The organism is Streptomyces hygroscopicus subsp. hygroscopicus (assembly GCF_001553455.1).
GTDB classification, from domain to species: domain Bacteria; phylum Actinomycetota; class Actinomycetes; order Streptomycetales; family Streptomycetaceae; genus Streptomyces; species Streptomyces hygroscopicus.
On the sequence record NZ_BBOX01000066.1, the window covers coordinates 1 to 18,141 of the forward strand.

The 18,141-nt window shown below is 73.1% G+C and carries 19 protein-coding genes and 1 pseudogene; 11 read left to right on the forward strand and 9 right to left on the reverse strand.

All coding sequences use genetic code 11. The features are described 5' to 3' along the window. Window positions 1–1,170 (forward strand): beta-galactosidase small subunit (locus AXW62_RS08325; RefSeq protein WP_502688773.1); only part of this gene is annotated, 1,170 nt, incomplete at its 5' end. 464 nt (window positions 1,171–1,634) lie between these two features. Here the strand turns inward: AXW62_RS08325 and AXW62_RS08330 are convergent. From AXW62_RS08330 to AXW62_RS08350, 5 genes are all read right to left on the reverse strand, one after another. Beyond that, window positions 1,635–2,099: a peroxiredoxin gene (locus tag AXW62_RS08330; RefSeq protein ID WP_030843025.1), complete on the reverse strand. Its 465-nt coding sequence runs from the start codon at window positions 2,097–2,099 to the stop codon at window positions 1,635–1,637. Between the two features lie 244 nt (window positions 2,100–2,343). Next, entirely contained in the window at window positions 2,344–3,192 is an 849-nt protein-coding gene (locus tag AXW62_RS08335; protein WP_060943941.1) for a glycoside hydrolase family 16 protein, read from the reverse strand. A 117-nt stretch (window positions 3,193–3,309) separates the two neighbouring features. Then, window positions 3,310–3,609, reverse strand: a complete 300-nt coding sequence (locus AXW62_RS08340; protein ID WP_060943942.1) for a hypothetical protein — start codon at window positions 3,607–3,609, stop codon at window positions 3,310–3,312. Window positions 3,610–3,738: 129 nt separating this feature from the next. Continuing rightward, window positions 3,739–3,999 (reverse strand): hypothetical protein, encoded by a 261-nt coding sequence (locus AXW62_RS08345; RefSeq protein WP_079115527.1) that lies wholly within the window; start codon window positions 3,997–3,999, stop codon window positions 3,739–3,741. Between the two features lie 126 nt (window positions 4,000–4,125). After that, the gene (locus tag AXW62_RS08350; RefSeq protein ID WP_030843043.1) at window positions 4,126–4,548 is read right to left on the reverse strand and encodes an ankyrin repeat domain-containing protein; all 423 of its coding nucleotides are present in this window, start codon (window positions 4,546–4,548) and stop codon (window positions 4,126–4,128) included. A gap of 378 nt (window positions 4,549–4,926) precedes the next feature. Here AXW62_RS08350 and AXW62_RS08355 point away from each other — a divergent pair, with 378 nt between their 5' ends. Together AXW62_RS08355 and AXW62_RS08360 are read left to right on the forward strand one after the other, a co-directional pair. Then, window positions 4,927–5,121 (forward strand): hypothetical protein, encoded by a 195-nt coding sequence (locus tag AXW62_RS08355; protein ID WP_030843047.1) that lies wholly within the window; start codon window positions 4,927–4,929, stop codon window positions 5,119–5,121. Window position 5,122: 1 nt separating this feature from the next. Continuing rightward, window positions 5,123–6,760 carry a hypothetical protein gene (locus AXW62_RS08360; protein WP_060943944.1) on the forward strand — a complete coding sequence of 546 codons (1,638 nt, stop codon included), beginning with the start codon at window positions 5,123–5,125 and terminating at the stop codon, window positions 6,758–6,760. A gap of 95 nt (window positions 6,761–6,855) precedes the next feature. Here the strand turns inward: AXW62_RS08360 and AXW62_RS08365 are convergent, their stop codons facing one another. Next, on the reverse strand, window positions 6,856–8,379 hold the full coding sequence (locus AXW62_RS08365; RefSeq protein WP_060943945.1) for an SCO1417 family PLP biosynthesis transcription factor: 1,524 nt from the start codon (window positions 8,377–8,379) through the stop codon (window positions 6,856–6,858). 191 nt (window positions 8,380–8,570) lie between these two features. On the opposite strand from AXW62_RS08365, the gene yczE reads away from it, so the two are divergent. Both yczE and AXW62_RS08375 read left to right on the forward strand, forming a co-directional pair. Continuing rightward, window positions 8,571–9,236 carry a membrane protein YczE gene (gene yczE / locus AXW62_RS08370; protein WP_060943946.1) on the forward strand — a complete coding sequence of 222 codons (666 nt, stop codon included), beginning with the start codon at window positions 8,571–8,573 and terminating at the stop codon, window positions 9,234–9,236. A 256-nt stretch (window positions 9,237–9,492) separates the two neighbouring features. After that, window positions 9,493–9,867, forward strand: coding sequence for an RNA polymerase-binding protein RbpA (locus AXW62_RS08375; RefSeq protein ID WP_014056358.1), 375 nt, complete (start codon window positions 9,493–9,495; stop codon window positions 9,865–9,867). Between the two features lie 348 nt (window positions 9,868–10,215). Here AXW62_RS08375 and fxsA read toward each other — a convergent pair whose 3' ends face one another. Further along, the gene (gene fxsA, locus AXW62_RS08380) at window positions 10,216–10,815 is read right to left on the reverse strand and encodes an FxsA family membrane protein (RefSeq protein ID WP_060943947.1); all 600 of its coding nucleotides are present in this window, start codon (window positions 10,813–10,815) and stop codon (window positions 10,216–10,218) included. Between the two features lie 284 nt (window positions 10,816–11,099). Here fxsA and AXW62_RS44405 point away from each other — a divergent pair, with 284 nt between their 5' ends. The 6 genes and pseudogenes from AXW62_RS44405 (at window position 11,100) to AXW62_RS08405 (ending at window position 15,053) form a co-directional block, all read left to right on the forward strand. Next, window positions 11,100–11,264 (forward strand): hypothetical protein, encoded by a 165-nt coding sequence (locus AXW62_RS44405; protein WP_164502488.1) that lies wholly within the window; start codon window positions 11,100–11,102, stop codon window positions 11,262–11,264. Further along, the gene (locus AXW62_RS08385; RefSeq protein ID WP_060943948.1) at window positions 11,261–11,695 is read left to right on the forward strand and encodes an MrpF/PhaF family protein; all 435 of its coding nucleotides are present in this window, start codon (window positions 11,261–11,263) and stop codon (window positions 11,693–11,695) included. The genes AXW62_RS44405 and AXW62_RS08385 overlap by 4 nt, the downstream gene beginning before the upstream one ends. Then, window positions 11,692–11,973 (forward strand): Na(+)/H(+) antiporter subunit B, encoded by a 282-nt coding sequence (locus tag AXW62_RS08390; RefSeq protein ID WP_030843067.1) that lies wholly within the window; start codon window positions 11,692–11,694, stop codon window positions 11,971–11,973. Before AXW62_RS08385 ends, AXW62_RS08390 begins: the two co-directional genes overlap by 4 nt. Further along, window positions 11,970–12,713 (forward strand): annotated as a pseudogene (locus tag AXW62_RS08395) (MnhB domain-containing protein); the annotation flags it as partial. The gene AXW62_RS08390 and the pseudogene AXW62_RS08395, both read left to right, overlap by 4 nt. 164 nt (window positions 12,714–12,877) lie before the next feature. Next, window positions 12,878–13,222, forward strand: coding sequence for a sodium:proton antiporter (locus AXW62_RS08400; protein WP_060943949.1), 345 nt, complete (start codon window positions 12,878–12,880; stop codon window positions 13,220–13,222). Between the two features lie 4 nt (window positions 13,223–13,226). Continuing rightward, on the forward strand, window positions 13,227–15,053 hold the full coding sequence (locus AXW62_RS08405) for a complex I subunit 5 family protein (RefSeq protein ID WP_060943950.1): 1,827 nt from the start codon (window positions 13,227–13,229) through the stop codon (window positions 15,051–15,053). Between the two features lie 321 nt (window positions 15,054–15,374). On the opposite strand, the gene AXW62_RS08410 is transcribed toward AXW62_RS08405, so the two are convergent. After that, window positions 15,375–16,181, reverse strand: coding sequence for a polyprenol monophosphomannose synthase (locus AXW62_RS08410; protein WP_079115529.1), 807 nt, complete (start codon window positions 16,179–16,181; stop codon window positions 15,375–15,377). Between the two features lie 395 nt (window positions 16,182–16,576). Then, window positions 16,577–18,139, reverse strand: a complete 1,563-nt coding sequence (gene lnt / locus AXW62_RS08415; protein WP_252368539.1) for an apolipoprotein N-acyltransferase — start codon at window positions 18,137–18,139, stop codon at window positions 16,577–16,579. Between the last annotated feature and the right edge of the window lie 2 nt (window positions 18,140–18,141).

The following is an 18,141-nucleotide window of genomic DNA, read 5'->3' on the forward strand; positions in this document are numbered from 1 at the left end:
ATCGAGGCGCGGCTCGCGACCGCGACGGCATGGGCCGAGGCGGGCCACACGGTGGCCTGGGCCCAGCTTCCCGCCGCCCCCCGCACCGACCGGCCACGCGCTGCGGCCCCGGCTTCGGCCTCGGCTTCGGTCTCGGCTCTGGTCTCGGGCTCGGCCTCGGACTCGGACTCGGGCTCGGGCTCGGGCTCGGGCTCGGGCTCGGCCCCGGCTTCGGCCTCGGACTCGGACTCGGCCCCGGCTTCGGCCTCGGTCTCAGGCTCGGCCTCGGACTCGGCTTCGGCCTCGGACTCGGACTCGGCCCCGGCTTCGGCCTCGGGGGAGGCACCGCGCCGCGACGGCGGCCGGATCGTACTCGGCCCCGGCGTCTTCGACGCGGCCACCGGCGCCCTGACAGCCCTCGGCAGCCTCCCGGTCACCGAACCGCCCCGGCTGGACATCTGGCGTGCGCCAACCGACAACGACAACGGCGCGTCCTGGCAGCCGGACGAGCGCTGGGGCCTGATCTGGCGCGGGTTCGGACTGCACCGGGTGCGGCACCGGACCGACGCGGTGGAGACGGCGCCGGACGGTGCGCTGACCGTCCGGGCCCGGGTGGCGCCCGCCGCCGTCGACATCGGGCTGGACACCGTCTACCGCTGGACCGCCGACGCGGCCGGACGGCTGAGCCTGGCGGTCTCGGTAACCCCGCTGGGCGAGTGGACCTGCCCCCTGCCGCGCCTGGGACTGCGGCTGGGACTCCCGGCCGCGCTGGGCGACGCGGAGTGGTTCGGCGGCGGTCCCGGTGAGGCGTATCCGGACACCCGCGCCGCCGCCCGGGTCGGGCGGTGGGCACTGTCGGTGGACGAGCTCCAGACGCCGTACGTCCGCCCGCAGGAGAACGGCGCACGGGCCGGTGTCCGCTGGGTGCGGCTGACCGCGCCCGACGGCTCGGGGGTGCGGATCGAGGGCGAGCCGGACTTCTGGTTCACCGCGCGCCGCTGGACCACCGAGCAGCTCGACGCGGCCGAGCACACACCGGATCTCAAGGCGTCGGACGAGACGGTGTGGGTGAACCTGGACCACGGGCAGCACGGCATCGGCAGCCAGTCCTGCGGGCCGGGGGTGCTGGACCAGTACCGGCTGGACGCGGTGCCCGCCGCGTTCTCGTTCACCTTCGAGCGGCTCGGCTGACGGCACGCTCGTACGGTCCGGGCCACGGCTGCGGCCACGCCGCCGGGGCCGGGCCGACCGGCGGGCTGACGGTCACGCCGACGGTCGGACCACCGGGCGCGCCGCCCCGGGCCGGACCACGGGGCGCGCCGCCCCGGAGCCGGACCGACCCGCCAGCTGACGGTCACGCCGCCCCGGGGTACGGCCAACCGGCGGACCGACCGCCACACCGCCCCGGGACCCGACCAACCGGCGGACCGACCGTCACGCCGCCCCTGGGGGCCGGGCACCGGGACCGGCCCCGGGGGGCTGGTGCGATGGGCGGTGTGCCTCCTCCACGTTTGGCCAGTGCTTGCCAGGGGCTGCCACGTATGCGGGGGCGGCCTGGTGGGCTGCCCCCGCACCTGTTTTCCGGCTGTCCGCCCCGCTCGGTTACGGCCGCGCCCGGCCCCGGCGCGGGGCCGGGGCCGGGGCCGGGCGCGGCCTCATGCGCCCTGTCCGTTCCTCCGGCGCAGGGCGTCGAGCGCCCGGTCCGCGTGCACGCTCATCCGGAACTCGCTCTTGACGATTTCCAGCACCGTGCGATCGGTGCCGATCACAAAGGTGACCCGCTTGGTCGGCACGGCCGCGATCCCTCGCTTCACCCCGAACCGCTCCCGCACGGTCCCCTCCGGGTCCGAGAGCAGCGGATAGCCGAAGGAGTACGCATGGGCGAACTCCGCCTGCTTCTCCACCGAATCGGCGCTGACCCCAACCGGCTGGGCGCCGAGCTGCTTGAACTCCGCCGCGATGTCCCGGAAGTGGCACGCCTGCTTGGTGCAGCCGGGGGTGAAGGCCGCCGGGTAGAAGAAGAGCACCACCGGGCCGTCCGCCAGCAGCCCGCTCAGCGAGCGTACGGTGCCGCTCTCGTCGGGCAGTTCGAAGTCCTCGACCACATCACCGATGTTCATGGAGGCACGCTACCGGCGATGAGCGGATGGCCGCCGGGGAACTCGACGCGGCCCCGGATCAGGTCTGACGGGATGCCTGACCGCCCCGGCCCCGGACACCGAGTCCGGGGCGGGGGCGGAGACGGAAGGGTGGCGGAAAGGTGATGGGGCGCGGGCGGAGCGCCGTCGCCGGGCGCTCCGCACCGGCTGCCGCCGTCAGTTGCCGCCGTCAGCTACCGCCCGTGTACCAGCCGCCGCCCAAACGTCAGCTGCCGCCCGTGACCTTGACGTAGTCGACGACCAGTTGCTGCGGGAAGGTGGTGCTGCCGTCCGGGTCGCCGGGCCAGTAGCCGCCGACGGCCAGGTTGAGGATGAGGTAGAAGGGGTGGTCGAAGGCCCAGCGGTTGCCGTTCAGATCGGCGGGGGTGCGGGTCTGGTAGACATTGCCGTCGACGGACCAGGTGATCTTGTCGGGCGCCCAGTCGATCGCGAAGGTGTGGAAGTCGTCGGAGAACTTGGCGCCGTTCAGCAGGGTGTAACCGGCGCCGATGCCGCCCGAGCCGGAGTAGCCGGGACCGTGGATGGTGCCGTGGACGGTGCTGGGCTCGAAGCCCACGTTCTCCATGATGTCTATCTCGCCGCAGTTGGGCCAGCCCGCGCTGCCGATGTCGTTGCCGAGCATCCAGAAGGCGGGCCACATGCCCTGCCCCTGGGGCAGCTTCATCCGGGCCTCGACGTGGCCGGAGGCGGTGGTGAAGGTCTGGGCGGTGTTGAGCCGGGCGGAGGTGTACTCGCACCGGCCGTACCAGCAGTTGTAGTCGGCCGGGTTCTCCTTGCGGGCGGTGATGACGAGGTTGCCGTTGCCGTCCAGCGCCGCGTTCTTGGCGCCGTCGGTGTAGTACTGCCGCTCATGGTTGTTGACGTTGTCGCCGGTCTCGTAGCCCCACTTGGAGCCGTCGACCGCGCTGCCCGCCGGGCCGTCGAAGTTGTCGATGAATTCGGCGGCGGCAGCGGTCTGCGGGGTGGCCGTGGCCGGGGTGGTGAGCCACGGGGTGGCGGCGAGCGCGGTCGCCGACAGCAGACCGATCACGGTGTTGCGCAAGGTCCTTCTCATGGAACGGTAGTGCCTTCCTGTGTGGGGGGATGGGACCGGTGGGTGCCGGTCCGGTCGGGAAGGTGTGTCCGGAGGGAACGGGCTGGGAGGGCCGGGGCACGGCCGGGGCCCGTGGCGCTACGGCACCGCCATACGGGTGGCACGGATGCGCGCCGGCGCCGGCTGGCGACGGGTGGGCGGGTAGGCGCCCTCGGTGAGTGGATACGCGCCCTCGGCTAGCGGATACGCACCCTCGGCGAGGAGGCGGCGTGCCAGGAGGGTGGCGGGGCCGAACGTCACGGCGTGGGGGCCGAGTTCCTGACGGCTGAGCGGGGCGTGGAAGGAGCGCGTGCACGCCACTGAGGATCGGCTGCCACGCCGGGGATCGCGCACATCGGTGCGCGGCGTGAGCGGGGCTGCGTGCGCCTGGGCCGTCATCGGTCACCTCCGGGGAGACACAATGTCCAGCCCTGTTCGATGCATGTCAATAGGTCTGGACCTTCTCGCCTCAAAGAATTTGAGGTACGCTCCAGGCCAACTCCCCCTGAACCGACAGAAGTCGAACCCTCAGCACACCCCGCCAGCGGCGAGGAAGCGCAGAGGAAGCGCACCAGTGGCAGGGGCGCCGCACCCAACGCCACGGCATCGGGGTCCCAGGCCGGTCCCGTCGGACCCAATGAACCCGTCGGACCCGACGGACCCGGCCTTCTCCGCCAGTCCGTCGGCGAGCAGTCCGTCGGCGAGCAGTGCGCCGACGCCGTCGCTGACCGAACCGGAGCTGAGCCCGGTGAGCGTCGCCAGCTCCTGACGGCTCACCGGGTGCTTCACTTCTTGAACGGTCAGGAGCGACGTGAACGGTCAGGGGCGACGTGAACGCTCAACGGCGGCCGACTCAACGGCCACCGCCGCGCCCCCACCGCTCCGCCCCCCCCCTGCCGCGCCTCCGCTACTCCCCTACTCAGCTCCCGATGCCCCGAACAGCGCGAGCAGATCCTCCCGTCCGAACATCCGCGCCGTCTCGACGGCCGAAGGCGACCCGGCCCGGGGATCGGCGCCCTTGGCCAGCAGCACCCTCAGCACCTCCTCCTCACCCTTGAACGCGGCCCCAGCGATGGGGGTCTGACCCCGTTCGTTAACCCGATTGGGGTCGGCACCGCGCTCCAGCAGGGCGGACACCGTCGCGGGATGTCCGTAGTAGGCGGCGAGCATCAGCAGGGAATCGCCCTTGTCATTGGTGAGGTTGGCCGGGACACCCGCGTCCACGTAGGCGGCGAGCGTATCGGTGTCACCGTGCCGGGCCAGGTCGAAGACCTTGGCCGCCAGTTGCAGCACCTCCGGGTCGTGGGCGGGCTCGCTCTCGGGGTTCGATTCGGTCATGGCCTGTCGCCTCCGGCTTCGCTACCTGGACATGTGATCACCCACCCTAAGGAGGACGGCCGACCGCCCCGGGGAAGACGGCCGCCCAGCCCGAGGAAGACCGCCGACCCGCCCAGGGAAGACGGCCGCCCAGCCCGAGGAAGACCGCCGACCCGCCCAGGGAAGACGGCCGCCCAGCCCGGAGGAAAGACGGTCGGCCAGCCCGGCGGAGAGACGGTCGGCCAGTCCGGGAGGGACGGTTGCCTCGTACCGCCACGCACCCATCGTGGTGATTACACCGATAATCCACCCAATTGCACCTTTCGCCCGACGGATACATGCTGTGATCCTGGAACACCTCATGGTGACTGACCGTCCCCCATCAGCCAGGAGACCGTGATGATCCTGTCCATTTCCGGTGTCGTACTGCTCGGCATCGTCGTCTTCATCTTCTTCCGCAAGGACGGCCTGAAGGGGTCGCACGCCGTCATCTGCGCGCTCTTCGGCTTCTACCTCGCCTCCACCGCGATCGCGCCGAGCATCAAGGCGGGCGGTGCGAGCCTCGCCAGCCTCTTGGGCGGAATCAAGATCTGACGTGGCCCGGAGACCGCTCCCCCGCCTCCGCCTCGGCAGCGCCGCGGACACCCCGCTCGTCCCGCTCGTCCGCGGGCGTGCGTTCGCCCGCACCGCCGCCGACGGCGTCGCCGATGTGCTCCACCCACTGGTCGCGCTCTCCCGGGGGGTGCGCGTGCTCGCCGCCGCCGGGCGGCGCAAGTGGGTGGAGTTGCCGGGCGACCGCCGCGGACCGGTGTTCTTCCTGGTGGCCGCCTGCGGCTTCGTCCTCTACCTGCTGCCCTACGGGCCGCTGACGGCGGCGGTCGGCCTGATCTGCGCGGCGGGCTGGGCCGGGCGGGAGCGTGCCACCACCGAACCGGGGCCGCCCGGCGCGGACGCCACCGAACGGCTGCGCACGCTCTACGACGCGCTGGTGCCGTACTTCTCCGCCGCCGAGGATCCCAGTCCGCTCTACAGCCACGGCGGCGACTGGTCCGAGGTGTTCGACTCCTTCACCTTCGACGAGAGCGGACGGCTCACCCGGCTGCGCCTGCGTTACCCCGCGTACTTCACCGACGGCGAGCCCGCGGCCCGCACCCGGATCGAGCAGCTGCTGTACGCGAAGTCGGGACGCGGTCGCGAATATCTGTTCGAGTGGGACGAGGAGGCCAACCGGCTCACCCTGACCGTGCTGCCCGCCCTGTCCACCGCGATCCACGCCCAGCGCTTCGTGACCGCGCCCGGTGAGACGGTGCTGGGCTTCACCGACCCGTCATCGGTACAGCGCACCCTACCGGTACTGACCGGCCCGGAACCGGACACGGGGAGCACGGGGGCCGAGGAGAGCGCGCCGGGCGCGGAAACCGGGAAAGCGGCGGGGGACACGCCGGAGACCCAGGACGTACCGCCGGTGGTCTGGCGCACCGGCCCCAGGTCGACCGAACCGCATCTGCTCGCGCTCGGCCAGCCCGGGAGCGGCACCACGACCCTGCTGCGGTCCATCGCGCTCCAGGCGCTCCCCCATGGCGAGGTGCTGGTGGTGGACGGCAGCGGCACCAGCGAGTACGCGTGTCTTTGCGGCCGGGCCGGAGTGCTGGCGGTGGAGTGCGGGCTGGCCGGGGCGCTGGCGACGCTGGAGTGGGCGGGGCATGAGACCGAGCGCCGGCTGATCGCCGCCAACCGCGCCCGCCAGCTGGGGCATCCGCCGCCGGAGGACATCCAGCGTCCGCTGTGGATCCTGCTGGACCGGCCGTCGGTGATGAGCCATCTCGCGGCGGCCGACGGCCGCACCGATCCGCAGGAGCTGCTGGCCGTGCCGCTGCGGCACGGCCGGGCGGCGAACGTACGGGTCGTGGTGGCCGAACAGCTGGACGCCGCCGAGGGGCTGAGCGAGGTGGTGCGGAGCCACACCCGGGCCCGGGTGGTCCTCGGCCCGGCCTCGCTGGAGGAGGTCACGGCCGTCCTCGGGGCGCCGCCGCACACCACACCGACGCCCGAGGTCCCCCCGGGCCGCGGCTACGCCCGTCTCGGCGCGGGCCCGGTGCACCGCCTCCAGGTGCCGGCCACGCCCGATCCGTACGACGAGGCGACCAGCGAGGCCGAGCGGCAGGCAGTGCTCCGGCTGCTCCCCGCCCAGGACCCCGCGGCTCCCCCGGCCCCGGCACCGACCGGGGGCTGACACACCGGACCCCCGCCGAAGGACCGCCCACCGGGGCATGCCTGGACCCACCGGGGTACGCCGGGATCCGGCGGGTCGCGGCGGGTCACGGCGGGTCAGGCCACATATGTCCGGGGCGACTCGGCCTCGAGCGTGGCGCCCGTGGCCACCAGGTCGGCGGCCGCCGCCAGCCGGGTGGCGGCCTTCTCCGCGACCGCTCCCCCCACGGTGAACGGCAGCCGTACGTACCCCTCGAACGCGCCGTCCACCCCGAAGCGGGGCCCCGACGGCACCCGGACCCCCAGCCGGGCGCCCGCCTCCGCGATGCGCGAGCCGGAGAGGCCGCCGGTGCGGGCCCAGAGGGTGAGCCCGCCGTGCGGGACGGTGAACTCCCAGTCGGGCAGATGGCGCCGGAGGGCGTCCACGAGCGCGTCGCGGTTGTCGCGGGCGAGCGCCCGGCGGACCTCGATGGCCTCCTCCCAGCCCCCGGTGTTCAGCAGCCAGGCGACGGCGAGCTGTTCGATGACGGGGGTGCCCAGGTCCGCGTAGGCGCGGGCGGCGACCAGGCTGCGGATGACATCGGGCGCGGCGCGCACCCAGCCGATGCGCAGCCCCGCCCAGAAGGACTTGCTCGCCGAGCCAACGGTGATCACGGTGCTGCCCGCCGGGTCGAAGGCGCAGACCGGGCGGGGCGGCGCCACCTCGCCGTCCAGGAGGAGTTCGGCCATGGTCTCGTCGGCGATCAGGACCGTTCCGGCGGAGCGGGCGGCCTCGACGAGCCGGCGGCGCTGCTCCTCGGGCGCGAGGGCACCGGTGGGGTTGTGGAAGTCGGCGACGACATAGGCCAGCCGGGGCGCGGCGGCGCTGAGGACCTGGCGCCAGGACGGGATGTCCCAGCCCTCCAGCCGGTCGGCCATGGCGACGGGAACGAGGCGGGCGCCCGCCTCCCGCATCAGCTGGAGGATGTTGGCGTAACTGGGTGATTCGACGGCGACCCGCTCCCCGGGCCGGACCATCAGCCGACAGGTGGCGGCGACCGCTCCCATGGCGCCGGTGGTGACCATGATCTGCTCGGGCATGGTCGGTATGCCGCGGGCGGTGTAGCGGTCGGCGAGCGCCTGGCGCAGGGCGGGCAGCCCGGCGGGGTAGTCGCCGTGGGTGCGGGCGTAGGGCGGCAGTTCGTCGAGGGCGCCGCGCATGGCGCGGGTGAGCCAGGGCTCCGGGGCGGGCAGCGCGGCACAGCCCAGGTCGATCACGGAGGCCGCCGCCTCGGGCGGGAGCGGGTCCAGCCCCCGGGTGGGCAGCGGGCTTCCGGCGGGCATGGCGGTCCAGCTGCCGGCGCCGCGCCGCGATTCGAGGAACCCCTCGCCGCGCAGCGCCTCGTAGGCGGCGGCGACGGTGGTGCGGCTGACCGCGAGCGCCGCGGCGAGTTCGCGTTCGGCGGGGAGCCGGGCCGCGACCGGAACCCGGCCCTCCAGTATCAGCAGGCGTATGCCGTCGGCGAGAGAGCGGTACGCGGGGATGCGGCGCCCCGCGGGCAGGGAGGCCGCGGCCTCGGCGGCCACGCCGTCGCGGGTGTGCTGTGACGCGAGCAGCCGGGCCAGTTGCGGTGCCCCGACCGCGGAGGTCCATGGGCTCATCAGTTGCGGTCCACCTTTCGGGGATTGGCCATGGAACTGGACTGGTTCCGGGCCACAGAGTGTCATGTCCCAGCTCACTCACACCAGACCCGCAGGCCAGTCATGCCAGGCGCCCCAGGCCAGTCAGGCCAGACGCCGCAGCCACTCGCACCAGGCCCCGCAGGCCACTCACCCACAAACAGGAGTACGCGTTGTCCGATCGCCTCCCACGCCGTCTCGCCCAGCTCTACGTGGGGCTCGTCCTGTACGGCGTGTCCATGGGGCTCCAACTGCGCGCCACGCTGGGCCTGGACCCTTGGGACGCGTTCCACCAGGGCGTCGCCGGGCACATCCCGCTGTCGTTCGGCACGGTGACGATCGTCGTCGGCGCCGCCGTACTGCTGCTGTGGATCCCGCTGCGCGAGCGGCCGGGGCTGGGCACGGTCTCGAACGTGCTGGTGATCGGGCCGACGGTGGACGCCACCCTGTGGCTCGTACCGGAGCCGGACGCCCTGGCGGTGCGGATTCCACTGCTGGTCTTCGCGATCGTGCTGTGCGGCGCGGCCACCGGGCTCTACATCTCGGCGCGGTTCGGCCCCGGTCCGCGGGACGGGCTGATGACGGGCCTGCACCGGCGTACCGGGTGGTCGATCCGGCTGGTGCGGACCGGGATCGAGCTGGCGGTGCTGGCCACCGGCTTCGCGCTGGGCGGATCGGTGGGGGCGGGCACGGTGCTGTTCGCGCTGGCCATCGGGCCGCTGTCGCAGTTCTTCCTGCGCGTCTTCGCGATTCCCGCACCGGCCGGGAGGGGCTCCGGGACCGTGGCACGCGGCGGCTCTGAATCAGGCCCCGAACTGCAGGTCCGGGACCTGATTTAGAGCTGACGCGGTAGGGGCGGTAGTGTACTACCTCGGCCTACCAGGCGGACCGTTACTGCGCGCTAAAGTACCAGAAACGCTGGGTGACATCTGCTGCCAGATGTGACAAACCGGGCGCCTGTGGGTAGAACAACGGGGCGGCACGACGGGCGACGCATGTCCCAATACGGGAATCTTCACCGCCGACCGGACGTTGACCGGATGACGACGACAGCGACACCTGTCCTGTGGGCGACAAGCCCGGGAGGCACGATTCATGAGTGAGCGAGCTCTCCGCGGCACGCGACTCGTGGTGACCAGCTACGAGACCGACCGCGGCATCGATCTGGCCCCGCGCCAGGCGGTGGAGTACGCATGCCAGAACGGCCATCGATTCGAGATGCCGTTCTCGGTAGAGGCGGAAATTCCGCCGGAGTGGGAGTGCAAGGCGTGCGGCGCCATGGCACTCCTGGTGGATGGCGACGGCCCCGAGGAGAAGAAGGGCAAGCCCGCGCGCACGCACTGGGACATGCTCATGGAGCGGCGCACCCGCGAGGAGCTGGAGGAGGTGCTGGCCGAGCGGCTGGCGGTCCTGCGCTCCGGTGCCATGAACATCGCCGTGCATCCGCGGGACACCCGTAAGTCTGCCTGATCCAACGGCAGCACTGAGGCAACACGGCAGCACACTGAGGCAACAAGGGCCGGGGCCACTGCTGAAGCAGTGGCCCCGGCCCTTGTTGCACGTATTCCGGGTATCCGGGCGTGCGGGTGGCCACGCATTCCGGGTGCCCGCGCATTCCGGGTGTCTGGGTGCCTGGGTGCCCGCGGGTCCCGGGGTGCCTGGGCGCCCGCCGGTCCCGGGGTGCCTGGGCGCACGCCGGACCCGGGGTGCCTGGGCGCCCGCCGGACCCGGATGCCTGGGTGCCCGCGGGTCCCGGGGTGCCGACGCGTACGTATCCGGCTGTCCCCGATACGCCGGATACGCGGCACAGCCGGTGTCTCAGCCCCGGTCGCGCGGCCGTAGCCCCGGACCCGGCTTCCCTTCACCGTCCTGGCCCTGGTCGTTCCCGTTCCGGATCACCTCGCCCTGGATGACCGTGCCCTGCTCCGGACGCTCCCGCCCGTCCCGGCGCTCCCACTCCTCGCGGGCCTGACGGAAGGGGTCGGACGGCGATCCGGGCACGAAGCCCATCCGGCGCGAGAGCGCGCCCTCCGCGCGGCGCCGCAGCAGCGCCTGGGTCGGCGGGAACAGGCACAGCAGCGCGGCCACGTCGGAGAGCAGCCCCGGCAGCATCAGCAGCAGCCCGCCGAGCATCGTGAAGGAGCTCCCGGGCCGCACCGAGGAATCCTGGGCGCCCGGCCGCATCGACCCGGCCAGGCTCTGCCAGGCCCGGCGGCCACCGCGCTTGACGACGGCCGCGCCCACCACCGCGCCCGCGACCAGCAGCAGGAAGACGGTCACCCCGCCGGCCACGTCCGCCACCAGGGTCAGCAGCCAGATCTCCAGGACCAGCCAGGCGGCGATCCCCAGCGGTAGGAAGGTGCGGGCGCGTGAGCGCTTCGGGCGGGTCGGGTCGCTCTGCTGCGATGCGCCGGTCATCATGCCTCCAAGTGTGCCCGGGCCGGTGCGTGATCCGGAGCCCGGGGCCGCGTAGCCGAGGGGATCTCACGGGTTCCAACGTCCGATGGGTCCCGGAGGGTCCTTGAGGGGCCGGATGGGCCAGATGGGCCGGATGGATCGGGTGGACCGGGTGGACGGGTGGACGGGTGGACCCGGATGGACGCCGCGGGGAATCGGCGGTGGCGGTCGCGGGTACCCGCCCGCCGCGTAGGTGCCGGGCACGGACGGAGGTGCCGGGCGAGGGTGTCGGGCGGAGGTGTCGAATGGCGGCTGTGCTGGAGGTACTGGTGTGGTGGATCGCGCTGACCGGGATCTGGCTGGTGCTGATCAGCACCGTGGACCCGCTGGAGGTCCTGGTGGGCGCGGTCGCCGCGCTGGCCGCCGCGCTGCTCGCCCGCGCCGGGCGCCGGGCGGTGGCGGCACAGTGAGCACCTCGGACGGCTGGCTGGCGGCGGCACTGGTGCCGCTGCTGGCGCTCGGGCCGGTGCTGTGGCGGATCGCCCACGGCCCGGCGAAGGACCGGCTGGTTGGCCAGAACCTCGTCTCGCTGCTGGCCGGGCTGGCGCTGCTGCTGGCCGCGCAGGGCTTCGGCCGCCCCTCGTACACGGATGTGGCGCTGGTGGTCAGCGTGCTCGGCCCCACCGGAACGCTGATCTACGCCCGCTTCCTCGACGTCCTGCCCGACTCTCGGCTGGTGAAGTGGACGGCGCTGATCGGGGTGCCTGCGACGGTGCTGCCGCTGTGCGTGGCGACCGGTCCGGGCCGGGCGATGGCGAAGCTGCTGCTGGTCGGCGCGCTGCTGATCGCGGGCAGCGTGGTGACCAGCGCCCGTGGCGGGGACGGGGGCACCACGGCATGACGGACGTACTGATCGTCGTGGCGCTGCTGCTGGTCGCGGGCGCCGCCACCGCCGCCGTACTCAACCGGGACCCGGTGCGGCAGGCGCTGGTGCTGTCCTTCCTCGGGCTCGCGCTGGCCCTGCTGTTCACCTTTCTCCAGGCGCCGGACGTCGCGCTCTCGCAGCTGGCCGTGGGCTCCGCGGTGACGCCCCTGATGATCCTGCTGACCGTGCGCAAGGTGCGCCGCCGCTCGGGGAACGACCACGGCGCGGACGAGCCGGCCGGGCGCGAGCGATGAGCTTCCGGTTCCGGCTGTGGGTCTTCCTGGTGGGCGCGGCCGGGTTCGCCGTGCTGTTCGCCGTCGCCTGCTTCGGCCTGCCGGCGTTCGGCAGCGGCCACCACCCCTACGGTGTGCGGGCCGTGCGCGCCTCCCTGAACCACCACACGGCCAATGTCATCGCGTCCGTCAACTTCGATCTGCGCGCCTTCGACACGCTCGGCGAGGAGACCATCCTCTTCGCCGCCGTCCTCGGCGCCGTGGTACTGCTCCGGCAGACCCAGGACGAGCGCCGCAAGACCCCCGAGCCCGCCGTGGTCCACCCCCGGGTGCGCCGGTTCGCGCTGCTGACGCTGCCCCTCGCGCTGCTGGTGGGCCTCTATGTGATCGCGCACGGTCAGATCAGCCCGGGGGGCGGCTTCCAGGGCGGGGTGGTCACGGCCACCGCGCTGCATCTTCTCTATGTCGCCTCCGACTACCGGGCCCTGGAGCGGGTCCGGCCGCTGACCGTGTACGAGATCGGGGAGGCGGCCGGCGAGGCGGCCTACGTGGTCACCGGATTCGCGGCCGTCCTCGCGGGGTCGGCGTTCCTCGCCAACGTCCTTCCGTTCGGCACTCTGGCGACCCTGTCCTCGGGCGGCACGGTGCCCTTGCTCAACGCGGCCATCGGCCTGGAGGTGGCCAGCGGGGTCGTGGTCCTGCTGGCCCGTTTCCTGGACCAGGCCGTGGAGATCGAGGAGCCCGGGGAAGACGAGGAGTCCGGCGATCCTCGGGAGATCGAGAAGCCCCGGGAGTCCCAGGGGCCCGGGAAGCCCAGGGAGTCCGAGGAGCCCAGGGGGTGCGGGAGGCCCAAGGAGTCCGAGGGGCCCGAGGCGTCCGGGGCGTCCAGGGACGACGACAACCGAGACGACAAGAGGGAGTGAGCGTGACGGTCCTGCCGTACCTGGTCGCCGGATGGATCTTTCTGATCGGTGTCTACGGGCTGGTGACCAGCCGGAACCTCATCCATGCCGTGGGATGCCTGGCGGTCACCCAGTCCTCCACCTACGTCCTGCTGCTCGCCGTCGGCTACCGGAACGGCGGCACCGCCCCGGTCTTCTCCGACGCGCCCACGGACAGCCGGGTGGTCGACCCGGTCGTCCAGGCGCTCGCCCTCACCGACATCGTGGTCGGCGCGACCGTGACCGCGCTGCTCCTCGCGCTCGTCCTCCAGCTCCGCAAGCGCCACGGCACGGTCGACCCGGACGCCCTGTCCGAGCTGAAGGGCTGAGCGGGTGGACACCGCGCGGCTGCTGCCGCTGGTGGTGGCGGCGCCGCTGCTGGGCGCGGCGGTGCTGGCGGCCACCGGACGATGGCTCCCCCGGCTCGCCTCCGACCTCCTCGGCTGCGCCTTCGCCGCCGCCACCGCCGCGTCCGCGCTGCTGGTGCTGTTCCGGGCCGGTCATCCCGGGCCGGGGGCGTATCCGGTGGAGTGGGTGGGCGGCTGGCGGCCGGTGGGCGGCAGCGGCGTGGGCATCGTGCTGGTCGGCGATCCGCTGGGCGCCGGGCTCGCGGCGCTGGTCTCGCTGCTCGTCGTCGCCGTCCTCCTCTACTCCTGGCGCTACTTCGACGAGCCGCCGCGCCATCACACCGGCTCCTTCCCCGCCCTGATCCTGGTGTTCCAGGCCGGCATGTGCGGTTTCGCGATCACCGGAGACCTGTTCAACGCGTTCGTCTTCTTCGAGCTGATGGGCGTGGCCGCCTACGCGCTGACCGGCTTCCGGGTCGAGGAGCCGAAACCGCTTCAGGGCGCGCTGGCCTTCGGGGTGGTGAACTCCCTCGGCGCCTACGCCACCTTGCTGGGCATCACGCTGCTGTACGCGCGTACCGGCGAGCTGGGGCTGGCCCAGATCGGGCGGAAGCTGGACACGGCCGGGCCGGACGGGCTGGTGCTCGCCGCGTTCGTCCTGGTGACGACCGGGCTGCTGGTGAAGGCGGCCGCCGTCCCGTTCCACTTCTGGCTGCCCGACGCGCACGCGGTCGCCCCGACGCCCGTGTGCATGCTGCTGTCCGGGGTGATGGTGGAGCTCGGGGTCTACGGAGTCGCCCGGGTCTACTGGACGGTCTTCGCCGGGCCCGGAGGTCTCGCCCACCCCGCCTTCACCCGGGCCCTGCTGGTGCTGGGGGTCCTCACGGCGCTGCTGGGGGCGGCGATGTGCTGGCAGCAGCGTCATCTCAAGCGGCTGCTGGCGTTCTCCACCGTGTCCCACACGGGGCTGTTCCTGATCGGCGTGGCCGTACTGACCCCCGAGGGGGTATCGGGCACGGCGCTGTACGTCCTCGGCCACGCGGGCGTGAAGGCGGCCCTCTTCGCCTGCACCGGGGTGCTGCTGGACCGGTACGCGACCGTGGACGAGCACGAGCTGTTCGGCCGGGCCCGGGGGCTCCCGGTGGTCGGCGCCCTGTTCGCGGTGGGGGGTCTGGCGCTGTGCGGACTGCCGCCGTTCGGCTCCGGCCTCGGCAAGGCCGTCACCGAGGAGGCCGCGGGGCACACCGCCGGATGGCTGCCCGCGCTCTACGTCCTGGTGTCGGCGGTGACCGGGGGCGCTGTGCTGCGCGCCGGGCTGCGGATCTTCGCCGGTGCGGGCAGGCGGCCCCGGGATCAGGAGGGCGAGCCGGAGACCACCGGCGAGGAGGTGCCCGAGACCGGCCAACGCCTCGGGCGCATCCCGGCGCCGCTCGTGGCGGTGCCCGCCGCGCTGCTGACCGCGTCGCTGGCCATCGGGGCGATCCCGGCCGTGGCGTCCGCGGTGGGCCGGGCCGGGGCGCTGTTCACCGACACCGGCGGCTACCGGCGGACGGTCCTCGACGGACGGGCCGCGGCCACCCCGGCGCTCCCGCCGCCGCACTGGCAGACGACCGGGGTCCTGCTCGGGCTGCTCTCCACGGGGCTCGCCATCGCCCTGGCAGCGCTCGCGGTGCGGCACCCGGCCCGCACCGGGCGGCCCGCTCTGCTCGCGCCCGTACGACGGCTTCAGTCCGGGCATATCGGCGACTACGTCGCCTGGCTGGCCGCGGGAACCGCGCTGCTCACGGTGCTGACCGTCCCGGGGATCCGCTGAGCGACTTCCGTTCCGGGGACCGCGCTGAGCAACCGCCCCGGGAACCGACGCTCGACCCCGCCCCCGGGACCCGCTGAACGACTTCCGTCTGCGATCCGCTCAGCAGACGCCCCCAGGACCGCGCTGAGCAACCGCCCCAGGGAACCGACGCGCGGTCCACTCCCGGGCCCCCTGGGGCAGAACGACGCCCGCGAGAGCGCTCCGGGCACTGGAGCCGGTGGCCCGGCCCCGGGCCCGAAGGCGGGGCCGGGAGGCAGGGCCCGTAGGCGGAGCCCGGAAGCAGGGCCCAGAGGCGGGACCCGAAAACGAAGCCCGAACGGACTAGGAGTCCTTGCGGCCCAGCATCTTGTTGACCCGCGAGCCCACGCCCCAGGACATGACCCGCCAGGCCGCCTCCGTGACGATGTCGCGGCTCATCTTGCTCTCGCCCCGCTCGCGTTCGATGAAGGTGACCGGGACCTCGATGACGTGGAAGCCCGCCTTGATGGCGCGCCAGGCCAGGTCGATCTGGAAGCAGTAGCCCTGGGAGGCGACCTCGTCCATGCCGATGCCCTCGAGCGTCTCCTTGCGGAACGCGCGGTAGCCGGCCGTCATGTCGCGGATCGGCACGTCGAGGAGGAGCCGGGAGTACGTGCTGCCGCCCCGGGAGATGAACTCGCGGGACTTGGGCCAGTTGACGATGCGTCCGCCGGGTACCCAGCGGGAACCGATCACCAGGTCCGCGCCCTTGAGCGCGGTGAGCAGCCGGGGCAGCTCCTCGGGCTGGTGGGAGCCGTCGGCGTCCATCTCCACCAGCACGCCGTAGCCGTGCTCGATGCCCCAGCGGAAACCGGCCAGATAGGCCGCGCCGAGGCCCTCCTTGCCCTTCCGGTGCAACACCTTGACGTGGTCGTCCTCGGCAGCCAGCTCATCGGCGACCTTGCCCGTGCCGTCCGGGCTGTTGTCGTCCGCGACGAGGATGTGCGCGTCCGGAACCGACTCCCGGACCCGCGCGACGATCGGCTTGATGTTCTCCGCCTCGTTGTAGGTCGGGATGATCACCAAGGTCGTACCGAGCGGACCGTACTTCCGCCGGCCCCCGATGCCCTTGCTCTCCTCGCCACGGCGCGGCTCCGCATCCGCGTCCACGGTGCGCGGCTCCCCGGCCTCGGTCCCGGGCTGCCCGGCCGTGGCCTCGGACGCCGCCTTGGCCTCGGACGCCCCCGCCTTGGTCCCGGGCTCGTCTGCCGTGGCCTGGGACTCCGCCGTGGCCTCGGGCTCCCCTGCCACGCTCCCGGGCTCCCCCGTCCTGGTCCCGGGCTCCCCGGCCCCGGCCCCGGGCTCCGCGGCTCCGTCGCGCGGCTCCCCGGCCTCGGTGCGCGACTCCCCGGCCTCAGTGCGCGGCTCATCGGCCTCGGTGCGCGGCTCATCGGCCTCGCGTGCGTCGCTCACGGCGTCGGAAAGTTCGCTTCTCCGCCCGCGAGGCGAATCGTCACGGTCGTTGCTCCGGCGCGGCTCGTCGGCCTCGCGTGCGTCGCTCACGGCTACTGCCCCTTCTCGTCCATACGTCCTCGACGGCCAATCATGATCGCGGCCGCGCAGGACAGAACGCCCACCATAGCGAGCACCCACTCGGGGATCGCACCGACGCGGTCGGCCGGCGTTGTGCCGTCACGCAGCGGGATGCGCGCGGTGAGCACATCCTGCGTGAATTCTTTCGTCCGCTGCTCGATCGTGCCATCCGGGGAGACCACGGCACTGATGCCGCTGGTGGCCGCGGTGATCACCGGTCGGCCGTGTTCGATGGCCCTCAGCTTGGACATCACCAGCTGCTGCTCGGGCTGGCCGCTGCGTCCATAGGTGGCGTTGTTGGTCTGGACGACGATCGCCCGGGCACCCGCGTTGACCGTGTCGCGCACGATCTCGTCGTACGCGACCTCGAAACAGATCACATCGCCGAGCCGGGCCGGGCCGACCTTCAGCACACCGGTGTGGTCGCCGGGGTAGAAGTCGCGGGGCACCCGCTGGAGCCGGGTGATGATCTTGCTGAGCTGTCGGCGGAAGGGGACGTACTCGCCGAAGGGCACCGGATGCTGCTTGGTGTACGAGGCGCCGGGGCCGCTCCGGGGGTCCCAGACGATGCCCTGGTTCTGCACATAGCCCTGCTTGGTCGGGTGGTCCACCAGGGCGCCGACCAGCACCGGCACCCCGATCGCCTTCACGGCCTGGTCGATCCGGGCGTATGCCTCGCGGTACTGAAAGGGGTCGAGGTCGGAGGCGTTTTCCGGCCATATGACGAGATCGGGCTTGGCGATCCGGCCGGCCTTGACGTCCTCCGCCAGGTCCAGGGTCGCCTTCACATGGTTGTTGAGGATCATCATCGGACGGCCCAGGAAGTCCATCCCGGCCTGCTGCACATTGCCCTGGACCACGGCGATGTCGACCGAGTCGTCGGCGGCGGTGGGAATGGGCACCGCGAATCCGGCCGCCGTCACGGCGGCGCAGACGACCACCGCCCCGGCGGCGGGCAGGACGCCGCGCGGCGAGAGGCCCCCGGCGCCGCGCAGCCGCCACAGGACGAGCACGGCGGACGCGAGCGCCCCGCCCGTCAGCGCGACGGCGAAGGTGACCAGCGGGGCGCCGCCCAGCGCGGCCAGCGGGGTGTAGGGCGATCCGGTGTTGGCGAAGGCGAGCCGGCCCCAGGGAAAGCCGCCGAAGGGCGCGCGGTCGCGGGCCCACTCCTCGGTGACCCACAGACACGCCGTCCACAGCGGCCACAGGGCCGGTACCGGCAGCCGGGAGACCAGCGCGAGGCCCGCCCCCATCAGCGCGAGGAAGGCCGCCTCGATGACCGACAGGCCCACCACCGCGTCCCAGCCCACGACGCTGAGCCATTTCAGCAGCAGGAGGAAGAACGGCAGCCCGAAGGCGAAGCCCGTCCAGGCGCCCTGGCGGGCGGTCCGGCCGTGGGTGAGCAAGGCCAGGGCGGCGACGGCCGCGAGGGACAGCGGCCACACCCCGAACGGCGGGAAGGCGAAGCCGAGCGCGAGCCCGCTGACCGCCGCCAGCACGCTGCGCCGCGCCTCGCGGCGGGCGAGCCGGCCCAGAC